Genomic DNA, 21,007 nt, shown 5'->3' on the forward strand with positions numbered 1-21,007 from the left:
TTAACCTCTTTTAAAAATAAAAATATTTTGTTAACCACTATGATAGATAGTGGGAAATTCAGTGGTGATTGTTACGCGTACTACTGAAATATTCATAAACGCTTTTATTGTAAGTGTTTAATTTTATGAATTATTTTATCAGCTGTGATTTTACCAGCTGTTATAAAATAGAGATGTTTCTCTTGATTCGGGAGGAACGAAGTGAGGGATCTGAAATGCGCGTATTATTAATTGAAGATGATAAAGCAATGACTCAAAGTATTGAGTTAATGCTAAAATCAGCAAATTTTAATGTCTATATCACTGATCTAGGTGAAGAAGGTGTCGATTTAGGTAAACTTTATGATTACGATATCATTTTGCTTGATCTGAATCTCCCTGATATGTCAGGCTATGATGTCTTGCGGACCCTAAGATTGGCAAAAATAAAAACCCCTGTTCTCATTCTTTCGGGCATGAGTGCCATTGAAGACAAGGTTCGTGGTTTTGGCTTTGGTGCAGATGATTATATGACGAAGCCATTCCATAAGGATGAGCTCATTGCACGTATTCATGCGGTTGTTCGTCGCTCTAAAGGTCATGCGCAATCGGTTATTGTTACCGGCGACCTTACTGTTAACCTTGACGCCAAAACAGTTGAAGTTGCTGGGCATCCCGTCCATTTAACTGGTAAAGAGTATCAAATGCTAGAGCTTCTCTCTCTGCGCAAAGGGACCACACTAACTAAAGAAATGTTCCTCAATCATCTCTACGGTGGAATGGATGAACCAGAGCTTAAAATTATCGATGTTTTTATCTGTAAACTGCGCAAAAAATTGGAAGCAGTGTCTTCTAGCATAAACTACATTGATACAGTTTGGGGACGTGGTTATGTGTTACGTGATCCAATTGAAGAGAACGTACGTAAAACCGCTTAAGCAATGAAATGTACATTGTAAAATCTCGGAGTGTAGCGGGCCGAGATTTTTTCTCTGTTACAGTAAAAGGCTCGCACACAAAAAATCTTTTATCTTATATAGAGAGAATAATTAAGGTTTTAATGGGGGCATGTCCCTTACACAAAGTAAAAACGCCATTGTGTTGCCAATTCACGCAGTTTTTTAAAAGAGACATCTCTTAAAGTACCCAAACTTATTGCACGACAGCACTCACATGAATGGTATAATGGTAAAGACATTGTACACCATCATCTCTACGTTTAATGAAGCCATAAACCCGCACTCTCCATTCTCTTTGCAGCCTCAAAATGTTGCGACAGCCCTTACATTGAGACAGTTCATAAGAGACATTTTTAACCCTTTCTTGAAGTATTTTATCCACACGGAAACCCCACTTGTGATGTGCAAACAAATGGCTTTGATTAATTCACTATAAGAAGGCTGGAGATGAGAGAATTTTACGATATTCGGAGCTCTCATTCAAGTTGAATAACGATAAATTATTTTTATAAATCAATGCGTTTCCTTTAAAAACCCCCACCCCTGCTGTTTAGGAAAATTTTATCACCCACAAAAACAATTTAAGCTCTCCTTTCCCAGCACATTTTAAGCGCTTCTATCTTATTTAAAGTCTCTTCGCACTTTCCAAAATAACACAACTGTCAGTTTCATTGATATTTATTTCCATATCTGTCATCTGAGCGAGTAAAATTGTGTAATAAAACTGGATAACATGTGCATCGATAAATTCTTCCTGAATTTTCCCATTATATAACGCAATAAAATGAGAAGGAATACAGAGAGTTTTCCCGTAAATCTCAAGTCGGAAAGAACGTTGATTTTCATCCTGCACAATCATAACAACAATTTCTCCTCCACGAGAAACTGTTGCATTTGCAATCAATAACAAATTAAGCAAAAGTTTAACTTCATTTTTGGGTAAAAGCAAAGTAGGAATTTGCCATTTTAAAGTTGCTTTTTCTTCCTTCATATATTGTTGAGCAATCTGTTCAGCCGAACGTGTATCTATTTGTCCCCCACTCGCTCCTGCAAAACCAAAAGCCAATCGAGCAAATTGGAGACGTGCAGAAGCACTTGCAACAGACCAACGCACCAATTGCAAAGCATCCTCTTCAGCTCCTCCTTCATCATAGAGCTCCATAGCATTTTGAATAGCACCAACAGGTGAAATCAAATCATGGCAAATGCGGCTACAAAGCAAAGCAGCCAGATCAGTAGACTCCAAAGAAACAGCTAAGGTCATAATGATTGAGAACTCCTAAATTTTAAAACAAGCTTCTTTTTAAATAAAAACTCTTAACATCCAATGCATACATATAGGAAACTTGAACAATCACGCTATTTTTTTTCAGAAACAAATTCAAGAATTTAAATAACCTTACGGCCTTATTTTTTATTTGAATCGAATAAAAATGCTAATATTATCATTTTTGATTGTAACTAATAAAAAGGAAAAGTTCTATGGTTCTCTCTCTCCTAAAACGCTGGTACAAAAGCGTTGTATCTGCGATCTTCCTTTTATTCATAACAATAAACGCTGTATATGCTCAACCAATAGAACAAAAAGAGCTCCATTATTCGCTGCAAGAAATTATTGATTCCGGTCATATTTTTTTTGGAAAAACCACTAGCGGTATAGCAGTAGCAATTCAAAATATCTTTTCGCAATATGGTTATCCAAATGCCTATATTTTAGGTGAGGAAGCTTCTGGCGCCTTTTTTGCTGGATTAACCTATGGCGAAGGAAAGCTTTTTACTAAAATCTACGGTCAATATAAAGTTTTTTGGCAAGGCCCTTCTTTAGGATGGGATTTTGGCGGACAAGGTTCTCGTTTAATGATCTTAGTTTATGATCTTAATAACATAAATAATTTATGGGGACGCTATGGTGGTATTTCAGGTTCGGCCTATTTAATAGCAGGTGTTGGTTTTCATGTCCTAAAACGCCATAATGTCTTGTTAGTTCCAATACGTACAGGAATTGGTGCACGTCTTGGTATCAATATAGGATATTTAAAATTAACACCTAAACCAACATGGAATCCATTTTAAATGGACTTTCAATTAAAAAGGGGATTTATGTTTATCCAATCATTTCTTTTTTTTATTCTTGGTGTTGCCGCAACTTCTTGGTTGCTCGTAATTTTTTCCCCTCTTATTTGGCGCAAAGCGCTTCATTTTGCGCAGAAGGTTGTTTCTGCGCAAATTCCATTATCCTTGAATGAAATACAAGCAAACTACGATTTTCTCCGTGCACAACACGCTGTAGAACTAGCGCACAATGAACAAAAATACGAAGCTTTGCAAAAAAAATATGCCCAACAGAAAATACAACTAAGTCAGACAATAGAACAGCTCTATCGACTACGTTTCCCCACACAAAACACGTCTTATTCCTCGTATGAAAAAGAATCTATCGCAACAAAGAACGAAAACAGTGCTTTTACAACAAACACTTTCATAATGGAGATCAAAACCATGCGTGAAAAAATTGCATACTATCAGCAACATTTGCAAGAAATTCAAACCGATAAACTCGACGCTACTTCTAACCATAAACTCCTAGATGAACTACGCGAAGAAACAAAAGAATTAGCTGCAACATTAGCTGCTCAAATAGCTCTGCAAGAAGGGGAAGATTCACCCATCAACACATTGATCCAAAATTCTCAAAGCAAAGAGGACCTAGCGTCACGTATTCGCAAAAAAATAACCTGTAAAAAAAACACATCTCTTACATGAGTTGTTTTTTAAAAACGATTGAGTATAATTTTCTGCATCAATGAATGCTCATATTAACTGCATCTTCCATAACTACAAAAAATTTGTCCTTGTATTAAGAGAAAGAAACATAAGAAAACTTTTATCTTGATTAAAGAAAAGTGCTTTATGTAATTTGTAACTTTGTTTTTTAAGTTATCACTTTTCTAAAACACTTTCACAGATGTACTCTCAATCAAAGCCTGTTATTAAATGGGTTGAAAGGTAAAAGCATTCTCTTAAGAATGATAAAAATCTCTTATTTTCTGGATAATCATATCCTGATCACTTTTTGTCAAATAAGGATGCATCGGTAAACTGAGAACACAATCTCTCAGAGATTCAGAAACAGAAAGAGAACCGTTGACATAAGGAAAGTGTTTATAAGCTGGCTGTTGATGCAATGGAGTTCTATAATAAACCATTGTAGGAATAGAATTTTTCTGTAAATAATCCTGTAATCTATCGCGGTCTCCTACCTTAAGAGTATATTGTGCATAAGCGCAACGAGCATCTTCTACCACTTCTGGAACTGTGACAATATCTCTTAAATTATCGGAATAATATTGCGCAATCGCTACGCGCTTTTCCATTTCCTCTTCAAAGATAACGAATTTTTCTAACAAGATTGCAGCTTGAATTGTATCCAAGCGTGAATTCAAACCAATACGCACATTATTATATTGCGTTTTACCTTTCCCATGAAACAGGATAGAACGTAAAAGTGCTGCTAAATTGTCATCACTGGTCATCATAGCGCCTCCATCACCATAACACCCCAATGGTTTTGCAGGATAAAAACTTGTCGCAGCCACATCACCAAAAGCTCCGCACATAATATTGCCGCTTCTTCCCCCCATTGATTGAGCAGCATCTTCAATCACAAAAAGATTTTCCTTTGCAGCCACTTGAGCAATTTGCGCATAGTCAGCAGGAAGCCCAAACAAATCCACAGCAATAATTGCCTTTGGTTTGAGACGTCCCTCTTTTTTAATCATCTCAATTGCTTCACAAAGTTTCTCAACATCGATATTGAATGTATCAGGAAAAACATCAACAAAAACAGGTTCTGCTCCTACCAAAGCAACCACTTCAGCAGTTGCTGAAAACGTGAAGCTAGGACAAAAAACAGCATCACCTGGCCCAATATTTTTAGCCATAAGAGGCATCTTTAAGGCATCCGTTCCATTGGCACAGGCAATCACATGTTTAACGCCAAGATAATCTGCCAATTGCTCTTCAAATTCTGTCACTTTTGGCCCCAAAATGTACTGACCACTGGCAACCACATGCGCAATTGCAGCATTCACTTTATCTTCAATGCGCGCACGCTGCGCCCCAAGATCGATGAATTGCATATTAACTCCATTGATAATCACAAGAATACAAAAGGCTACTAATCTCTTTTATCTCTGATAATTGATACCAGCAGCAGTTAAAATCCGTAAAATAGCAATAGCATCATTGCCGTTTGTACGAGGCGATCGACGTGTTTCAATACAATGAAGAAAATGCTTTAATTCGCAAGTAAGCGGTAAATCTTCATAAATATTAATGTAACTCAGCTCATCAGTGCTAAAAGCCCACTCTTGATTCTCCTTCCAAACGGCAAAAGGGTGAAATGCCACTTTACGGCTCCACGGTTCCAGATCATCAAAAACGAGCATAGCCTTTGTCCCAACAACCGTTAAACGCCTTTCACGATAGGGACTAAGGCGTGAAACAAAAAGATGACTACGGACACCATTTGGAAAAGTCATATGAATATGAGCGAAATCAGAACACTGATCAATTACAGCAGCCCCCTCTCCACGAATTTCAGAGGGTTCACATCCTGTCAAAGCCAAAATCATTGAGAGATCATGAGGAGCAAGATCCCATAAAGCATCGCTTTGTGTATGAAATTTTCCAAAGCCTAATCGATGAGAATAAATATAACGCACATCTCCCAGTTCTCCCTTTTCCACCAATTCAGATATTTTTTCAAAAGCAGGATGAAAGCGCAAAATATGGCCCACCATAAGAATCCGTCCGCATTCACTAGCCGCTTGAACTTGACGTTCAGCATTAACAACATCCAAAGCAATTGGTTTTTCAACAAGGACATCTTTGCCATTTTTTACAGCACGCAAAACACTTTCTGTATGAAATTGTGGAGGCAGAGCTAATACCAACGCATCAATATCTTTACGAATAAAAAGATCATCAGGCTCCACAGCATCAACGCCATATAGGCTTGCAAAACTTGCAGTACGATCACCATCAACATCAGAAACTGCTGCTAAAGCTCTAAGACTTTGGAGTGTCCGTATATGATTTCCACCCCAATAACCGCACCCTAAAACCGCTATACGTGGCACCATTTTTATGCCTTACCCTACTCATCATATAAAAATTATACTTCTCTATACTCCATATCGATGATAAAATAGAATGACAAGAGAAAAGCTTAAAAACGATGCTTGACATCTTACTATTCTACCTCTTATATCCGCAGAAGGTAAAATAAATTGTAATCATATTTTTTATTTGGCGGAGTAGCTCAGTAGGTTAGAGCAGAGGAATCATAATCCTTGTGTCGGGGGTTCAAATCCCTCCTCCGCTACCGTTTTTCTCTCGGAATAGTTGTCAGAAGATTTTATACCTTTTTTAGCTTTTCAGGAACTCTTCTATAAAGCTTTAAAGAGCTACTAAGCCTTTTTAAAAACCTCTACAGAGCTTCTTAAAAAAATCTATCTCCTTACTGATTCTAAAATGCCCGCAACTAAACTTTTTCTAAAAAAGATACAACTATATAGTATATAAGAATTCCTATACTCTTTTAAATCATGTTAGCTTCTCTGCTTTTTCAGCATATCCCTTAACTATTTACTCTCTTATCATAATCATATGATGTTCATTTTTAATAAAACATGAAGTAAACAATTTCTTTTAAAAAGACTACTTAATAAAATATTTATATAAAAATAATCTACCTTCATTTTATATTATTATATAAAAAGATGCAGAAAATGAAAATTACAAATTAAGCAAGGAAAATACTAATATAAAAGTCCTTTCTATCGCATACAAAAGCTGTAGCAATCGTATTTTCGACACTCATCTCAATGCACATGCGAAAGTTCTTAAAGTTTTTAATGGGAATAAAAAAGAAATATCCAACGAAAGCTACGATAATCTTCTGGCAACAAAGGATAGAAAAATCATTGGCAAGCATTTAGCGCTGGGCATTATTACTCCGCAAAGAGAATCATATTTTGAAACCATTATTATGATTGAAGAACCTGACAGTTCTAATGAATTATTGGAAGATACATAGTTGGTACCCCAATTGGAACTAACACTTTGCTATAAATACGATATTTAAGGAACAGCAGTACATTAAAATGACAGAAGGCTATATCAACGTTTATGCAAACGCTGTTAGCCTATTTGGTAATAACAGTAAACTGGGAAATATCACAATAACAAATTTATGAGAGTGCATACGATAGCGTACTAACAAACACAATAAATGCTTATAAAAAAAGTAAAATTACCTTGAAAAATGTAACTGTTACAGAAGCACCAAACAGCATAAATGCAGAAGATGATTCCGAAATAACAGCCCGGGTGGCTCCTTTAGAGGAAAAATATAGGCGGGAAATGGTAGTAATACTATTTTAAAAGACAGTGTTGAAGTAACATCATTCAAGGGTGATATAATAGAAAATGGATATGAACCAGGTGATGGGCTATACACAAGCAGTTCTCAATCTAAAATAACGATGACAGGAGGAATAGTCACCGCAAATGGATCTACTTTTATCTTAGAAGATGGTTGACATATTGATCTAACAAATATTTCTGCAACAACAGGAGTTTCTGGCTTACAGTTTGCAACTTATTTAAATAATGATCCAGACAACCAAAATAATCCACCAAAATATCATAACAATGAAGTTAATTTAACTAATACAGCTTTTCGCGTTGAAAATGGCGCTGGAATTCTTATTAGAGCTTTTGTTGCAAAGAAGATCGAAAATAGTACTACTTCATTAATCGGTAAAGTGAATCTTCATAATTCAGAAATCCATGCCGATATTTTATTAAATGACGGTATTTTTGAGAACAAAATTTCTTTAAAAGATAAAAATTTGTGGGATGGAAAAGAAGCTACGGAGATATCCAAAGGTACCTTCATATTAAATGCTGATCATTCCATTTTAAAAGGTAGAGCAAACATTGCACAAGAAAGAAACGTACTCTTTGACCTGAAAAGCGATACGAAATGGATTTTGAAAATCAGTAAACAAGAAAAAGATAATGCAGGAAATTTGCTTGATATCACTCAAAGATCACATTCTGATATGTCTGTATTTAATTTCTCTATCATTTTTGATTTACCAACAGAGGATCATTATCAAATATTGCATATAGGCTCTGGAAAACCAGATACCAAGGCAGTCTATAATGCTACAGGAAATGCACAGATTTTCTTTAATACCGAATGGAGTGATGGTGCAAAAATAAACGAGCAAAAAACCGATCGCCTTCTCATTCATGGTGATGTTTCAGGAAATACAAATGTTCTTGTTAAAGGACATTTAAAAGGGAATAATGTCCAAACAAAGATTTCCGACGTTAAAACAAATATACGGGGACTTTCACTTATTCAAGTTTCTAGGAAAGCCGAAGAAGGCTCCTTCAAATTAGTAAATGGTTATACCACAATCAATGGATCACCTGATAAGTATATGCTACGTGCCTATGGACCAAACTCAAGCCATGGCAAAGCTAATATTGAACAAAATCTGTTTGATAACAAAGATGAAAACTTCTGGGATTTCCGTTTGCAACCTGAATTTCTTAATTCTAATCCTGGTCCTAACCCCAATCCTGGATCAAATGTGCATGCCGTTGTACCACAAATGGCAAGCTATTTGGTCATGCCAAATGCCCTCTTCTATACGGGATTGACCAATATGGCTAAACAAAATGCACTATTAGCCAATAGAAGAATATCTGTCTTGGGAAAAGAGCAAGAGAAAAAGAACGGCTTCTTCTTATATACCTATGGCAGTACAGGAAAATTCTCCTCTGAAAGTGCTCCTCGTCAATATGGTTATAGCGGCGCTGATCTTTACTATACTGCTCTACAAGGGGGTGTTAACTTCGCAGCACTAGAAGAGCAAAATACCACAACACATTTCGCTCTTATAGGAACCTATGGACAACTGTCCTTTACCCCAAAAGATATGCAAGACGCAGGTAAGAACACGTTGAATAAGTGGTCCCTCACAGCCTATGGCAGCATACAGTATGACAATGGTTTCTATCTTGATACACTGTTGTCCTATGGAATCCTAAAGGGAGATATCACCAATGCCGTCATTGGGAAAACTGCAAAATTGGACAATGCAAAGATATGGAGCATCTCAACCACCATTGGCAAACAACTTGCAACCGGTATGGAAGGTATAACATTCGAACCGCAAGTACAACTTGCCTATCAACATTTGATGTTTGATACTCTTGTAGATGCCGATAATCTTACCATTGATATGAACAATCCTCATCAATGGATGCTCCGTGTTGGTGGGCGTTTAACCAAAACCGTTGCCATAGCTGAAAACGGACGCTCTCTTTTTTTCTATGAAAAAGTAAATGTGATCAAAACTTTTGGCGATGATGAAGCAATACAGATTGATAAGAATTATCAACTTGATCCTATGAGCTCTTTCCTTGAAAGTGGGCTTGGAATCAGTGCTCAATTATCTCCAAACGTCTCGCTTCATGGTGATGTTAACTATCAACAAAAGCTTCAAAAAACCAGTATATCGGGAGTAAATTTCTCAGGTGAAATACGCTATCAGTTTTAAGACAAAACTGTAAAAACAAGCGTATTATAACCTATTGGTTTTAAGTAAAAAGGCAGCATAGTATGTTGCCTTTTATGTATTAAATCTATCTTTCTTCATTAAGAGAAATTCTCTCTTTCCAGTGACAAAAAACAAGCAAAAGATTCGCATAAATTGAAAGATTTTTATAAAATCCTCTTACTTTTCAAACAATCATGCGCAATATTTATGAATAAATAAATTTTAAAAGTGTAACGGCGTTAAAATAATAAAAACAAAACAGATATTATAAAAACTCAGAATTTTTTTCCAATAAAATACAGCCTCATTATCCTAACGACCTGTTGTTATTTCTTATAAGCCTGAAACTCGAAATTCCAATAAAAATATCGAATATAAATTCATAATCATAAGGAAATATAACAAACAATATCAGAAAAGAACGCATTTTATGCGCTACATCTATATCTCACAGCGTTGTGCGCATATTAGGATAAAAAGTAATTGTAGCGAAAATGTCTCTCAGCCAATTTATACTGATAAACTTTTATAAATATAAGAGACCTAGGAACAAAAACAACTAAATCCTACATTCAGAAACAAACAGAAACCTCAAACAGAAAAAATATCTCCCTCTTTTCTATAAAACCTATCACGCTTTTTCCTCTCTATGAGCAATAGGTTCAATACTGGCTTCAAAAAACATCTTTGTGTAATCATTTTGCGCATGTAAATTGCGCAAATCACCATTGCTAAGCTCTTCAATAATAATCCCTTTATGCATAATTCCAACACGTTCACAGATGTGTGCAACAACAGCAAGATCGTGAGATACCATCAAATAAGTGAGTTTTTTTTCCTCTCGTAATGATTTCAATAAGTTTAAAATTTCAGCTTGTACCGAAACATCCAATGCAGATGTTGGTTCATCAAGCAGCAAAACCTCTGGCTCGATAATCAAAGCGCGTGCAAGAGCAATACGCTGACGTTGCCCTCCAGATAATTCATGCGGATAACGATAAAGAAATGAAGAATTTAAACCAACGGAATTTAAAGCATCACGTATCCGCGCCTTTAAATTATCCATACCATGAATTTTAAGAGATTCAGAAAGAACAGTATAGACCATTTTTCTTGGATGAAGCGAAGCGTAAGGATCTTGAAAAACCATTTGAATACGGCGTAGAAAACTCTTATCTCTTTTTTTTATGATTTCTTCTCCATCAAAAATGAAACGCCCACTATAGTTTGGTATAAGCCCAACCAATGTATTTAAAATGGTTGATTTTCCACATCCAGATTCACCAATCAAACCGTAAGCTTCACCACGCTTAATGTGAAAATTAACATTTTTTACAACCGTTACTGCCTTGTGCCTATGCCCAAAGGTTATAGATAAATTAGAAACATCGAGTATATTGTCACAATTGGTCACGGGGAAACTCTTTCAATACCATTAACAATCGTAGGATCATGCAACCAATTAGGATCGCGTTCAGGAACAGCTAAAACATCAACAGGATTATCAAGCCGTGGTAAACTCGCTAGGAGAGCCTTAGTATAAGGATGACAAGCACGAGACAAATCACGCGCAGGCAATTCCTCTAATATGCGACCAGCATACATCACCAAAACACGATCACAAAAATCAGCAATCATATTCAAATCATGGCTAATAAAAATAAGTCCTGTCCCAGATTTTGTTACAAGTTCATCTAATACTGACAACACTTGACATCTCACCGTAACATCAAGTGCAGAAGTTGGCTCATCAGCGATAATTAAATCAGGTTCAGGAATGAGCATCATAGCAATCATCACCCGCTGCCCCATACCACCTGATATTTCATGAGGAAAGAGCCGCATTACATGTTCTGGATCACGAATATGAACGGATTCTAACATAGAAGTTGTCTTTTCCCGTGCCTCAACTTTTGAAACACGATGATGAATACGATACGCCTCCATGATCTGATCCCCTATGCGCACTAATGGATTAAGCGAATATTTGGGGTCCTGTAAAATCATCGAAATACGCTTACCGCGAATAGCCTGCATCCGCGATTCACTTGCACTCAATAAATCGACATCATCAAAGCACATTTTTTTAGCTTTGACGATTGCTGCTCTTGGGCTCAATTTGAGTATCGCACGCCCAGTCATTGATTTTCCAGACCCAGATTCCCCAACAATTCCGATTTTTTCTTTTCCCACAAAAAAGCTAATGCCACGTACAGCCTCTAAAACGCCGCGCGTTGTAGGAAAAGAAATACGTAAATCTTCTATCTCTAATAATTTTTTATCCATTACGTGGATCCAATATATCACGAAGTCCATCACCTAAAAGGTTAAATGCAAGGCTTGCAAACAATATTGCACAACCAGGCATCGCTGCCAACCACCAACTTGTCATCATAAATTCACGACCCGTCGAAAGCATTGCTCCCCATTCAGGACTTGGAAGTTGAGCTCCTAACCCTAAAAAACCAAGACCAGCAGCCGTTAAAATAATTCCAGACATATCCAATGTTAACCGTACCACCACTGAAGGAATACACATCGGTGCAACATGAAACAAAATAATACGCCAAGGAGATGCCCCTTGCAAACGAATTGCAGAGATATAATCGGATGAACGTATCGTTAAAGTTTCAGCACGCGCTAAACGGGCTATTGGTGGCCAGGCTGCAATTGAAATGGCAATGGATGCATTTTCAATGCCTGGTCCTAACGCTGCTGCAAAAGCAAGAGCTAAAATCAAAGCTGGAAAAGCAAGAAAAATATCAACCATGCGCATAAGAAACGTATCAACCCATCCCCCTATATAGCCGGAGAGAGTTCCAACAATCAGCCCTATCGGTCCTACAATAATTGTAGTAAGAAAAACAATATAAAGAGTAATACGCGCACCAAAAACGAGACGACTAAAAATGTCACGCCCCAATTCATCTGTTCCAAAATAATGCAACATAGACGGTGGCTGCAATCGGTGAGCAAGGTCATTACTCATAAAATCATGAGTAGCAATCCAAGGAGCAAAAACTGCACATAAGATAATAATAAAAATAATAATTAGTCCAAATACAGCCGAAAAATTATGAAAGAATTTGATCACTGAATGATAAATTTTTTGTACGTTCGCTTGAACTATTGACCGCGGAACAGCTTCATATAACCAATAACTTAAAGAAAATGACGATTGCGGTTTATGATGATTCATTAAGGTAGTCATATTCAGCGTGTCCTTGGATCAAAGATGCAATAAAGTAGATCAGAAAATAAATTAATGGCAACAAAGAGCCCCCCTACCAACAGCGTACAGCCGACGACTGCATTCATATCTCCTGCCAAAAGAGCATTGGTCAAGTAACGTCCAAAACCAGGCCAAGCAAAAACTGTCTCTGTTAATACGGCACCTTCTAATAAAAAAGCATAAGAAAGCGCAACAACAGTGATAATCTGAACAGCAGCATTGCGAAAGGCATGGAACCAAACCGTTCGCATCCAAGATAATCCCTTCACACGTGCAGTAATAATATATTCCTGATTAAGTTGTTCAATCATAAACCCACGCGTCATACGACTAATATAGGCCATAGCACCAAAAGCCAAAATTAAAGCAGGCATAATAATATGGCTAAAAACATTGCCAAAAGCCTCCCACTGTCCCTGCCTTGCAGTATCCCAAAGAAAAAAGCCTGTTCTCTGTTCAAAAGAATATTCGTAAAGAAAATCAAGACGTCCCGGTCCACCGATCCAACCAAGCTTTGCATAAAATACCAATAAAGCCATTAATCCAAGCCAAAAAGTTGGCGTCGAATAACTAAGGAGTGTAAAAACACGAACAAAATAATCGATAAATGAATCGCGATACATCGCGGCAAAGACACCAAACGGAATACCAAAACTCGTGCCAATAACAATAGCAACTGTTGCAAGCTCTAAGGTTGCAGGAAATACACGCATAATATCTGTCAAGACAGGACGCCCCGAAGTTAAAGCATCGCCAAAATCAAACAAAGCTATATTATGAAGATAATTCCAATATTGGACAATCAATGGCTTATCAAGACCCAACTTATAAAACATTGCATCATAAGCCTCCTGACTGATATTATCACCAAGAATAGCAAGAACGGGATCTAAAGGAAGAAGATGACCAATAAAAAAAGTGATAGTCACCAAACCAAGCAACGTAATAAAGACTGAGACTAACAGCTTAAATGCCTTGAAAAAAAATGCCCATACATGCAGATCTTTCTGCCGTGGTAATATTTCCTCACTTGCTTCTGGAAATGATAAAGTCATCTTGATAAGATCCCCATACACCTAGTAAAATACTAGTGTGGCATCCCCCCTTGCCACACAATCAAAAAATATAATCAAACCTTACACAATCTCTACTTATGTGACTGTGCATATTTTTCTGCATCATTGTAGTAAAGCCTAAAACTATTCCAAACCCATTTTTTTACTGCTGGGCCTATACCAACGGTATAATATGTCTGAAATAAATAAACCATAGGACCGTGCTCAAGCACATAATGCTGTAAAGCACGATATTGTGTAATACGCTTATTTTGATCTTGCTCAAATAACGCATCCATCACCATTTTGTTGATATTTTCATCATAATAACCAGCACGCCAAGCCAAATACATATTGTGCTTTTTTGTAAATGTTGGATCAGGGTTAAAAACGTGATTTAATGAAGCAGGATGCCCATCAGGATCAGCACTCCCCCACCCCATAATCGCCGTATCATAATTCCCACTACGCACGCGGCTTAATAATTGGGTTTGTGCCATTTTTTCAATTGTAAACTCAATACCAACTTTGCGTGCATTTTCTTGGATAGACTGCGCAACAGATGACATATATGTAAGACTACCAATTAAAAGATTAGCCTTAAAACCATTAGGGTAACCTGCTTCACTTATTAATTGCTTTGCCTTTTTTAAATCCAACTTAAATGGCAATCCCTCTTTTTTATCCAAAGCTCCAGGTACACCCAATGGCATATAACTTGCACGTGGAATTGCGATACCCTTTAAAACAGTTTTTCCAAGGCTCTCGTAATCAACCAAATAACGAAGTGCCAATCTCACTTTTTCGTTAACAAAAATCGCATTTTTGTTGTTCAACGATAAATAAATGGATTGCGGTCGCAAAACACGGTTAATTTTGACAGGCCCACCTTGTTTTTCAATACCCAAAATATCCTCTGAAGAGAGATCACGCGCTATATCCACATCACCTTTTTCCAAAAGCAATCTCTGGCTTGCTGATTCAGCGACATGCTGCACTAAAATCTGCTTAATTTTGGGTACATCATCTCCCCAATAATGTCGAGTAGCCTGTAAGACAACTTTTTCCCCTGGAATCCAACGCTCTAATTTATAAGGGCCAACACAAACCGAATGCGTCGCTAAATATTTATTGCCCATATCGCCATTAACACTATTTGCTTCAAGTGTTTGGCGATCAAGCAAAGCAGAAGCATAGGATTGCCCAATCACAGTCAAAACAAGTTGGATAGGATAAGGCTTATCCAATTTTAGTTGTAAAGTTTTATCGTCAAGGGCCTGAATGTTTTTTTCAACGTTGTTTTTAGTGAACCCATAGTTCATCAACGATTGGGCGTAGTTCAACCCTAACTTAACAATCCGTTGCATTGACCACGCAAGATCTTGAGCAGTCGCCGTCCTTCCATCATCAAACTTTAAATCATGACGAAGATGAAAAACAATTCTTGTTCCGCCATCAAAAACATCCCAAGACTGAGCCATAGCAGGACGAACTTTTGTAGGATCATTCCGATCATACTGCACCAAAGCACTACAAATATTTGTCAATAATTCACTTGTTACAACTTCAACCGATTGAGCTGGATCAAAACTGCTAATGGAATCAATATTCCAAGCCATCACCAATGTATCTTTAGATGATGCACTGAGTGCTATTGGTGTAGATGTATTCAAACACCCAATTGTTCCTAATAAAATACAAAAATCCTTTAACATCCCTTTCTTTCTCATTTTCTTTCCTCATTTTTTTGTCTTTTGTATTTTATTTCGTCTTAATGCACACTTAAAATATTTCTGATGTATCGATTTTATCTCTAAACAGTATAGATAGCATAACTTCTAACTCTCCTGTCTAACTTCCATTAGGAAAGATTCTCAAAAATAAACCTATAATTGAGAGTTTTATACCTGTACCACAGCCAATAAATATCTTCAAAATATCATCTTCATGCTGTTTCATATCGATCACCCCTATTATAAACTTGCATTTTAACAGTACTTGATAACAAATCTCACACAGTTCTACACGCTAAATGGCTTTAAAACCACTTTCATGCAGAAGGATATTGTTATCATTTACATCATAATTATACTTTTTTCATATTTCACAGTACTTAAAATGCGTTTACTTCTCTATTGCACTATAAAAAATACGTGGTGAACTATTCCAAACCCACTTTTTGATATTAGGTGTCATAGCGACGACACTATACTTCTGAAAAATAAAAGCATAAGGTCCTTTTTGCATAAGTTCACGCTGCAAATCCGCATAGATCTGTGCCCGTTTTTGTGAATTCTTTTGAAACAATGCATCTTCAACTTTTTGATTCATCTTTGTATCAAAATACCCATGCTGCCAACTAGGATAGGCAGTATTTTTAGCCTCAAACCGATTATCCGGGTTGTAAACAAGACGTGAAGCCATGCTATGGGGATCGGCAGAATCATTATTCCAACCGACAAAAATGGTATCAAAACTACGTGCATAAAGCTTTGAAAACAATTGCGTACCTGCTAAACGCTCAATTTTAAGGTGCACTCCCACTTTTTCCGCATTATCTTGAAAAGACTGAGCAATAGACAAAGCATAAGGGGAGTGCCCTACTAAAAAATTCACCTCAAACCCATTTGGATAACCTGCTTCTGTTAAAAGCTTTTTAGCTTTTTGAAGATCAAGTTTAAAGGGTTGCCCTTCTTTTTCATCTAAAGCACCAAGATTCCCAATGGGAATAAAGCTTGCACGTGGAATACCAACATCTTTCAGGAGAGTCTTTCCAAGACCTTCATAATCAATAAGATATCGCATTGCCAAACGCACTTTTTCACTGGCAAAAATTGGATTAGTCATATTGAATCCCCAATACATTATGGATGGTTCCAACACTTTTTCAATTTTAATATCTGTTTTTGCTTGGAGATCTGCGAGATCCTCGGGAGTCAAATCACGTGCAACATCAATATCATTTTTTTGCAACAATAAACGTTGTGTTCCTGGTTCAGCAACATGACGAATTAAAACCTGCTTCAATTTAGGAGCTTTTCCCCAATAATGAGGACTTGCACGTAACAAAATAGCTTCTCCAGGGCGCCAACTCTTTAACTGATACGGACCAACACAAGCAGCATGATTAGCTAAATATTGGTTTCCCATATCGCCATTTTTTTCATGCTTCATAATTGTTTCACGATCAAGCAAAGCAGTAGAATGACTCGCAACAATATTGTTAAGAATAAGTTCTGCAGGATAAGGCTTGTCAAATTTCATCACCACCGTCTTCTTATCCGGTGCTTGAAGAGTTTCATCAACATTTTGTTCTGTAATACCATATTCATTAAATATCGCTGCCCTAGCCATCTTCAACTTAACAATCCGTTTCATGCTCCAAACAAGATCATGGGCGCTAGCAGATCGACCATCATTAAACTTCAAACCATCACGCAAATGAAAAGTAATCATTGTATTCTGATCATCGCCTGAAACATCCCAATGCGTTGCCAAAGAAGGAACCATTTTAGCTGGATCATCTGTAGCAGCACTAACCAAGTTATCACAAACATTAAGAATAATTTCATTTGCGTAAACATCATTGATTTTAGCAGGATCAAACGTATCGACTGCATCAATATTCCAAGCCATCACAAGGGTATTGGCAGGTGTTTTTGCTTGCACTTGTTGCACAAGCATCCCCAGCGTAACAAGCCCAGAAATGAGAGAACTACTGCTCTTCAATATCCTTTTTTTCAAATTCATAAACTTTTCCTTTTAAGTATATTGTAAAGATTAATTATTTTGAAATAACACAGTAAATCTATAATACAAAGACTGAACAAACACGCCTTCACATCTCTACAGAGTCATTCAGTTTAAATTTACTAGCTTACGTTGCAATTAAACTCTAGAAATATGCAACTAGCTTCAAGCAACCAATATCACACCCGCATGACATCTCTTTTTTCCCTCTAATAATAACATTCAAACCAACTATCCAAGTTGTAAGTCAGGCGGAAAGCCATCACAAAAAATTTGTAGATTTATCATTTCCTTAAACTGTATTAAAAATAATCAATGTACAAAATTGAACAACAATTGCCCCCTTGACCACCCAGTCTCAAAGTGCACACTCACCCTTATCATATACGTTATCAAGGCTGAGCTGAATAGACAGCAAAACAAAAGAAAATACCCTTGCTAGAACTCTACCATTGTAAAAAACTATTTAATCTTTTGAAAGCTCCGCTTAAAAAGAAACCTTTCTTTTTATCTACAAAACAAAAACAAATCGACAGAGATAAAAACATAATGAAAAAGTACACAATAAAACGCTTCTTTTCATGAGTAAAAAAATTCACCATATGCCCCCAAAGATATGATTAACTATAAAGTCCTTCCCACTTTCGACGTTTATCACCGCTGCACATCCATCAAAATCATACATTCTCTCAACATCGTTTTCCACGAAAAATTTTAGAAATGAACTAAATAATGGATACAAACTTATCTGATCTTAAACTTCTCCCCAAAAACTGGAACTCACACGCAGTAAAATTACTTCCAGAGAAAAGAAACTATCAAATAATAAAGCGTAACACAAGCAGCCTAAATGCTTTAAAACCTGTTTTCCATAGCACCATTTTGTTCTGTATTATATGCAAAAGCATTTTAGAAAAAAACACCATATAAAAATAGTCATATATTCAGTAAAAATTGACTAAACATATTTCATTAAATTGCAAAAATAGAATAATACACTGAAAACTACTTTTACTTTAGCAAAAGCTACGAATAAAAGAGCTGATATTTACTTTATATAACTGCTATATAAACAACAAGAAATAAATAAGCCTCAAAACTGATGATATAAATTGCCCTTATAATAATTTCAGAAATAAAAAATTTTAGACACTATTCTTGAAAAATTATTCCCTGAATTTTCTTCACTTTATTCTGAAATAACATTGCTACCTTTGATAAAATTGGACATCATCCATTGCACCCAAAAGCGATGATCCAATGACAAAAAATATATTCAATAATCAAAAGACCATTCCCCATTTCTTTATTATCCTATTAAACAACATACCTTCTAAGAAAGTTGGCTTTACACCCTTATCGACAAAAACACCCTTCAAGATGATCATTAACAATTCCCACAGACTGCATAAAAGCATAACAAATTGTGGGACCAACAAATGTCCAGCCACGTTTTTTCAAATCTTTAGAAAGACGAAGAGAAGCAGGTGTTATAGGGTTAGCCGACAATGTTTGAAAATCTACCGTTTCATCACGCTCTGATTGCGGTGGTTGAAAAGACCAAAAATATTGAGATAGACTCCCCCACTCTGTTACAATTTCCTGTGCCCTCAATGCATTATTAAGCACCGATCGAATTTTCCCTTGATGACGAACAATATCTTTATTCTGCATCAAGATTTGCACTTTTACTTCATCATAACGAGTAATTTTTTCAAAATCAAAGTAATCGAATGCATTGCGAAAAGAAGAGATTTTTTTTAAAATTGTAAGCCAAGAAAGTCCTGCCTGAAAACCTTCAAGACAAATTTTTTCAAACAAATGGTGATCTTCAAAAACAGGTTTTCCCCATTCATTATCATGATAAGCACAATAAAGTGGATCCACACCTGCCCATAAACAACGAATGTTTCCATCCGTGCCCATGAGAAGTCCTTCAGCGAGCGGCATATTGACTGTATCAAAAGAGCATTCCTTGATCATCTTGTTTCGACTTGATCCGTTTAGATTTTGAAGATCGATTGAAAGTAGACTCCTGTGTTGTAACACTGAGCTCACCATCAAAAAAGCGTAAATTTATTTGCCCTGTTTCAGGAACCTGCACCAATCGTTTAATAGGTTTACTGTCTTGCCCCAAAGCCAAAACAAAGCCGCGCTCTAAAATACTTTGGTAAGAAGTGCTTTTTAAAAGCCTAAATGCGACCTCTACCTGAGCACGTTGTTTTTCCACAGTGTGCACAAAAGCACGATGAAGACGTGCAGTATATTCCTTTGCCTTGTGGTGTGCTTTTTCAGTATTCAGCAAACGCGGAGCAAGACGGATAGCAACCGTATGAAAATAAAGACGTTTTTTATCGCAGCTTACACAAAGAGCACGCTCTAGCCGACTTGAAATTTCATCGAAACCACGGCGTGGTAGAGCAAAAAGTTGGTCAACAGTGGGAAGCGCGCGTATAATAGCCTGCAATTTTTGTTGATGAAAATCAAAATAACGCGCAAATCCAGTGCGCAAACGTGCATCAAGCGATACCAGATACACTTCGAGATCAATCTTGACGGGCACAGCCTTCTCTGCTGCTGCTGTAGGAGTTGGAGCACGCCAATCAGCGACATAATCAATCAAAGTCCAGTCCGTTTCATGCCCAACAGCAGAAATAACCGGGAGGGAAGATTCATAAACAGCACGAACAACGACCTCATCATTAAATCCCCACAAATCTTCTAAACTTCCCCCTCCCCGTGCAACAATAAGTAGATCAGGTTTTGGAATAAGCCCTTTTAAAGGTAACGCATTAAAACCTTCAACAGCAGCAGCCACTTCACGACCACTTGTCTCCCCCTGAACCCGTACAGGCCAAACCAAGATATGCAACGGAAAACGATCTGAGATACGATGAATAATATCACGAATGACAGCGCCTGTTGGCGATGTCACAACACCTATAATTCGAGGCATATAAGGCAAAGGCTTTTTCTTTGCTTCGTCAAATAAGCCTTCCTCTGCAAACTTCTTCTTACGATTTTCTAGAAGTGTCATCAAAGCGCCAATACCTGTTGGCTCAAGAGCTTCAATGACAATTTGATATTTTGATGACCCAGGATACGTCGTAAGCTTGCCAACAGCAATCATTTCCATCCCTTCTTCAGGAGGAAATTTAAGCTTTTCCATAATTCCGCGCCAAATAACAGCTTCTAACCGCGCCTTATCATCTTTTAAAGCAAAGTAAGCATGACCCGAAGCATGAGGCCCACGGTAACCTGATATTTCCCCACGCACTCGTACATAACCAAACTTTTCTTCAACAATGCGTTTTAAAGCACCCGCTATTTCAGAAACACTAAATTCTGCTACATTCGTTGTCCCTGTTTTTTCAAAAAACAAATTCATCA

At 37.0% G+C, this 21,007-nt stretch carries 15 protein-coding genes and 1 tRNA gene; 5 read left to right on the plus strand and 11 right to left on the minus strand.

Annotation, left to right across the window (positions count from 1 at the left end):
* Positions 1–215: 215 nt before the first annotated feature.
* Complete coding sequence (gene ctrA / locus O9A_RS06545) at positions 216–917, plus strand: response regulator transcription factor CtrA (protein WP_034460287.1); 702 nt, start codon at positions 216–218, stop codon at positions 915–917.
* A gap of 646 nt (positions 918–1,563) precedes the next feature.
* Here the strand turns inward: ctrA and chpT are convergent.
* A complete protein-coding gene (chpT, locus tag O9A_RS06550; protein ID WP_034459874.1) occupies positions 1,564–2,202 on the minus strand; it encodes a histidine phosphotransferase ChpT in 639 nt (212 codons plus the stop codon).
* 218 nt (positions 2,203–2,420) lie between these two features.
* Here chpT and O9A_RS06555 point away from each other — a divergent pair, with 218 nt between their 5' ends.
* Together O9A_RS06555 and O9A_RS06560 are read left to right on the plus strand one after the other, a co-directional pair.
* Positions 2,421–3,011: a DUF1134 domain-containing protein gene (locus O9A_RS06555; RefSeq protein WP_034459875.1), complete on the plus strand. Its 591-nt coding sequence runs from the start codon at positions 2,421–2,423 to the stop codon at positions 3,009–3,011.
* Positions 3,012–3,038: 27 nt separating this feature from the next.
* Complete coding sequence (locus O9A_RS06560) at positions 3,039–3,701, plus strand: hypothetical protein (RefSeq protein ID WP_034460289.1); 663 nt, start codon at positions 3,039–3,041, stop codon at positions 3,699–3,701.
* 257 nt (positions 3,702–3,958) lie between these two features.
* Here O9A_RS06560 and O9A_RS06565 read toward each other — a convergent pair whose 3' ends face one another.
* Together O9A_RS06565 and O9A_RS06570 are read right to left on the minus strand one after the other, a co-directional pair.
* Positions 3,959–5,077 carry a DegT/DnrJ/EryC1/StrS family aminotransferase gene (locus O9A_RS06565; RefSeq protein WP_034459876.1) on the minus strand — a complete coding sequence of 373 codons (1,119 nt, stop codon included), beginning with the start codon at positions 5,075–5,077 and terminating at the stop codon, positions 3,959–3,961.
* Positions 5,078–5,125: 48 nt separating this feature from the next.
* Positions 5,126–6,082, minus strand: coding sequence for a Gfo/Idh/MocA family protein (locus O9A_RS06570; protein ID WP_034459878.1), 957 nt, complete (start codon positions 6,080–6,082; stop codon positions 5,126–5,128).
* 168 nt (positions 6,083–6,250) lie between these two features.
* Here O9A_RS06570 and O9A_RS06575 point away from each other — a divergent pair.
* Positions 6,251–6,324: transfer RNA gene (locus O9A_RS06575), tRNA-Met, on the plus strand.
* Between the two features lie 1,444 nt (positions 6,325–7,768).
* A complete protein-coding gene (locus O9A_RS06580; RefSeq protein ID WP_051665600.1) occupies positions 7,769–9,580 on the plus strand; it encodes an autotransporter outer membrane beta-barrel domain-containing protein in 1,812 nt (603 codons plus the stop codon).
* A gap of 631 nt (positions 9,581–10,211) precedes the next feature.
* Here O9A_RS06580 and O9A_RS06585 read toward each other — a convergent pair.
* The 8 genes from O9A_RS06585 to xseA form a co-directional block, all read right to left on the minus strand.
* Positions 10,212–10,994, minus strand: coding sequence for an ABC transporter ATP-binding protein (locus O9A_RS06585; RefSeq protein ID WP_034459880.1), 783 nt, complete (start codon positions 10,992–10,994; stop codon positions 10,212–10,214).
* Positions 10,991–11,866, minus strand: a complete 876-nt coding sequence (locus O9A_RS06590; protein ID WP_034459882.1) for an ABC transporter ATP-binding protein — start codon at positions 11,864–11,866, stop codon at positions 10,991–10,993. The genes O9A_RS06585 and O9A_RS06590 overlap by 4 nt, the downstream gene beginning before the upstream one ends.
* Positions 11,859–12,791, minus strand: a complete 933-nt coding sequence (locus O9A_RS06595) for an ABC transporter permease (RefSeq protein WP_034459885.1) — start codon at positions 12,789–12,791, stop codon at positions 11,859–11,861. The genes O9A_RS06590 and O9A_RS06595 overlap by 8 nt, the downstream gene beginning before the upstream one ends.
* A 2-nt stretch (positions 12,792–12,793) precedes the next feature.
* Entirely contained in the window at positions 12,794–13,867 is a 1,074-nt protein-coding gene (locus O9A_RS06600; protein WP_034460291.1) for an ABC transporter permease, read from the minus strand.
* 92 nt (positions 13,868–13,959) lie between these two features.
* Entirely contained in the window at positions 13,960–15,597 is a 1,638-nt protein-coding gene (locus tag O9A_RS06605; RefSeq protein WP_034459888.1) for an ABC transporter substrate-binding protein, read from the minus strand.
* 394 nt (positions 15,598–15,991) lie between these two features.
* Complete coding sequence (locus O9A_RS06610) at positions 15,992–17,617, minus strand: ABC transporter substrate-binding protein (RefSeq protein WP_034459890.1); 1,626 nt, start codon at positions 17,615–17,617, stop codon at positions 15,992–15,994.
* A 1,356-nt stretch (positions 17,618–18,973) separates the two neighbouring features.
* Entirely contained in the window at positions 18,974–19,600 is a 627-nt protein-coding gene (locus O9A_RS06615; RefSeq protein ID WP_034459892.1) for a DNA-3-methyladenine glycosylase I, read from the minus strand.
* Positions 19,578–21,005, minus strand: coding sequence for an exodeoxyribonuclease VII large subunit (xseA, locus tag O9A_RS06620; RefSeq protein ID WP_195890930.1), 1,428 nt, complete (start codon positions 21,003–21,005; stop codon positions 19,578–19,580). Before xseA ends, O9A_RS06615 begins: the two co-directional genes overlap by 23 nt.
* Positions 21,006–21,007: the final 2 nt, after the last annotated feature.

The organism is Bartonella koehlerae C-29, assembly GCF_000706625.1.
Taxonomy (GTDB): domain Bacteria; phylum Pseudomonadota; class Alphaproteobacteria; order Rhizobiales; family Rhizobiaceae; genus Bartonella; species Bartonella koehlerae.

Bases quoted from the DNA above. Each gene is read 5' to 3' on its own strand.
- ctrA (WP_034460287.1), top strand. From the start codon at position 216: ATGCGCGTATTATTAATTGAAGATGATAAAGCAATGACTCAAAGTATT.
- chpT (WP_034459874.1), bottom strand. From the start codon at position 2,202: ATGACCTTAGCTGTTTCTTTGGAGTCTACTGATCTGGCTGCTTTGCTT.
- O9A_RS06555 (WP_034459875.1), top strand. From the start codon at position 2,421: ATGGTTCTCTCTCTCCTAAAACGCTGGTACAAAAGCGTTGTATCTGCG.
- O9A_RS06560 (WP_034460289.1), top strand. From the start codon at position 3,039: ATGTTTATCCAATCATTTCTTTTTTTTATTCTTGGTGTTGCCGCAACT.
- O9A_RS06565 (WP_034459876.1), bottom strand. From the start codon at position 5,077: ATGCAATTCATCGATCTTGGGGCGCAGCGTGCGCGCATTGAAGATAAA.
- O9A_RS06570 (WP_034459878.1), bottom strand. From the start codon at position 6,082: ATGGTGCCACGTATAGCGGTTTTAGGGTGCGGTTATTGGGGTGGAAAT.
- O9A_RS06590 (WP_034459882.1), bottom strand. From the start codon at position 11,866: ATGGATAAAAAATTATTAGAGATAGAAGATTTACGTATTTCTTTTCCT.
- O9A_RS06595 (WP_034459885.1), bottom strand. From the start codon at position 12,791: ATGACTACCTTAATGAATCATCATAAACCGCAATCGTCATTTTCTTTA.
- O9A_RS06600 (WP_034460291.1), bottom strand. From the start codon at position 13,867: ATGACTTTATCATTTCCAGAAGCAAGTGAGGAAATATTACCACGGCAG.
- O9A_RS06605 (WP_034459888.1), bottom strand. From the start codon at position 15,597: ATGAGAAAGAAAGGGATGTTAAAGGATTTTTGTATTTTATTAGGAACA.
- O9A_RS06610 (WP_034459890.1), bottom strand. From the start codon at position 17,617: ATGAATTTGAAAAAAAGGATATTGAAGAGCAGTAGTTCTCTCATTTCT.
- O9A_RS06615 (WP_034459892.1), bottom strand. From the start codon at position 19,600: ATGATCAAGGAATGCTCTTTTGATACAGTCAATATGCCGCTCGCTGAA.
- xseA (WP_195890930.1), bottom strand. From the start codon at position 21,005: ATGAATTTGTTTTTTGAAAAAACAGGGACAACGAATGTAGCAGAATTT.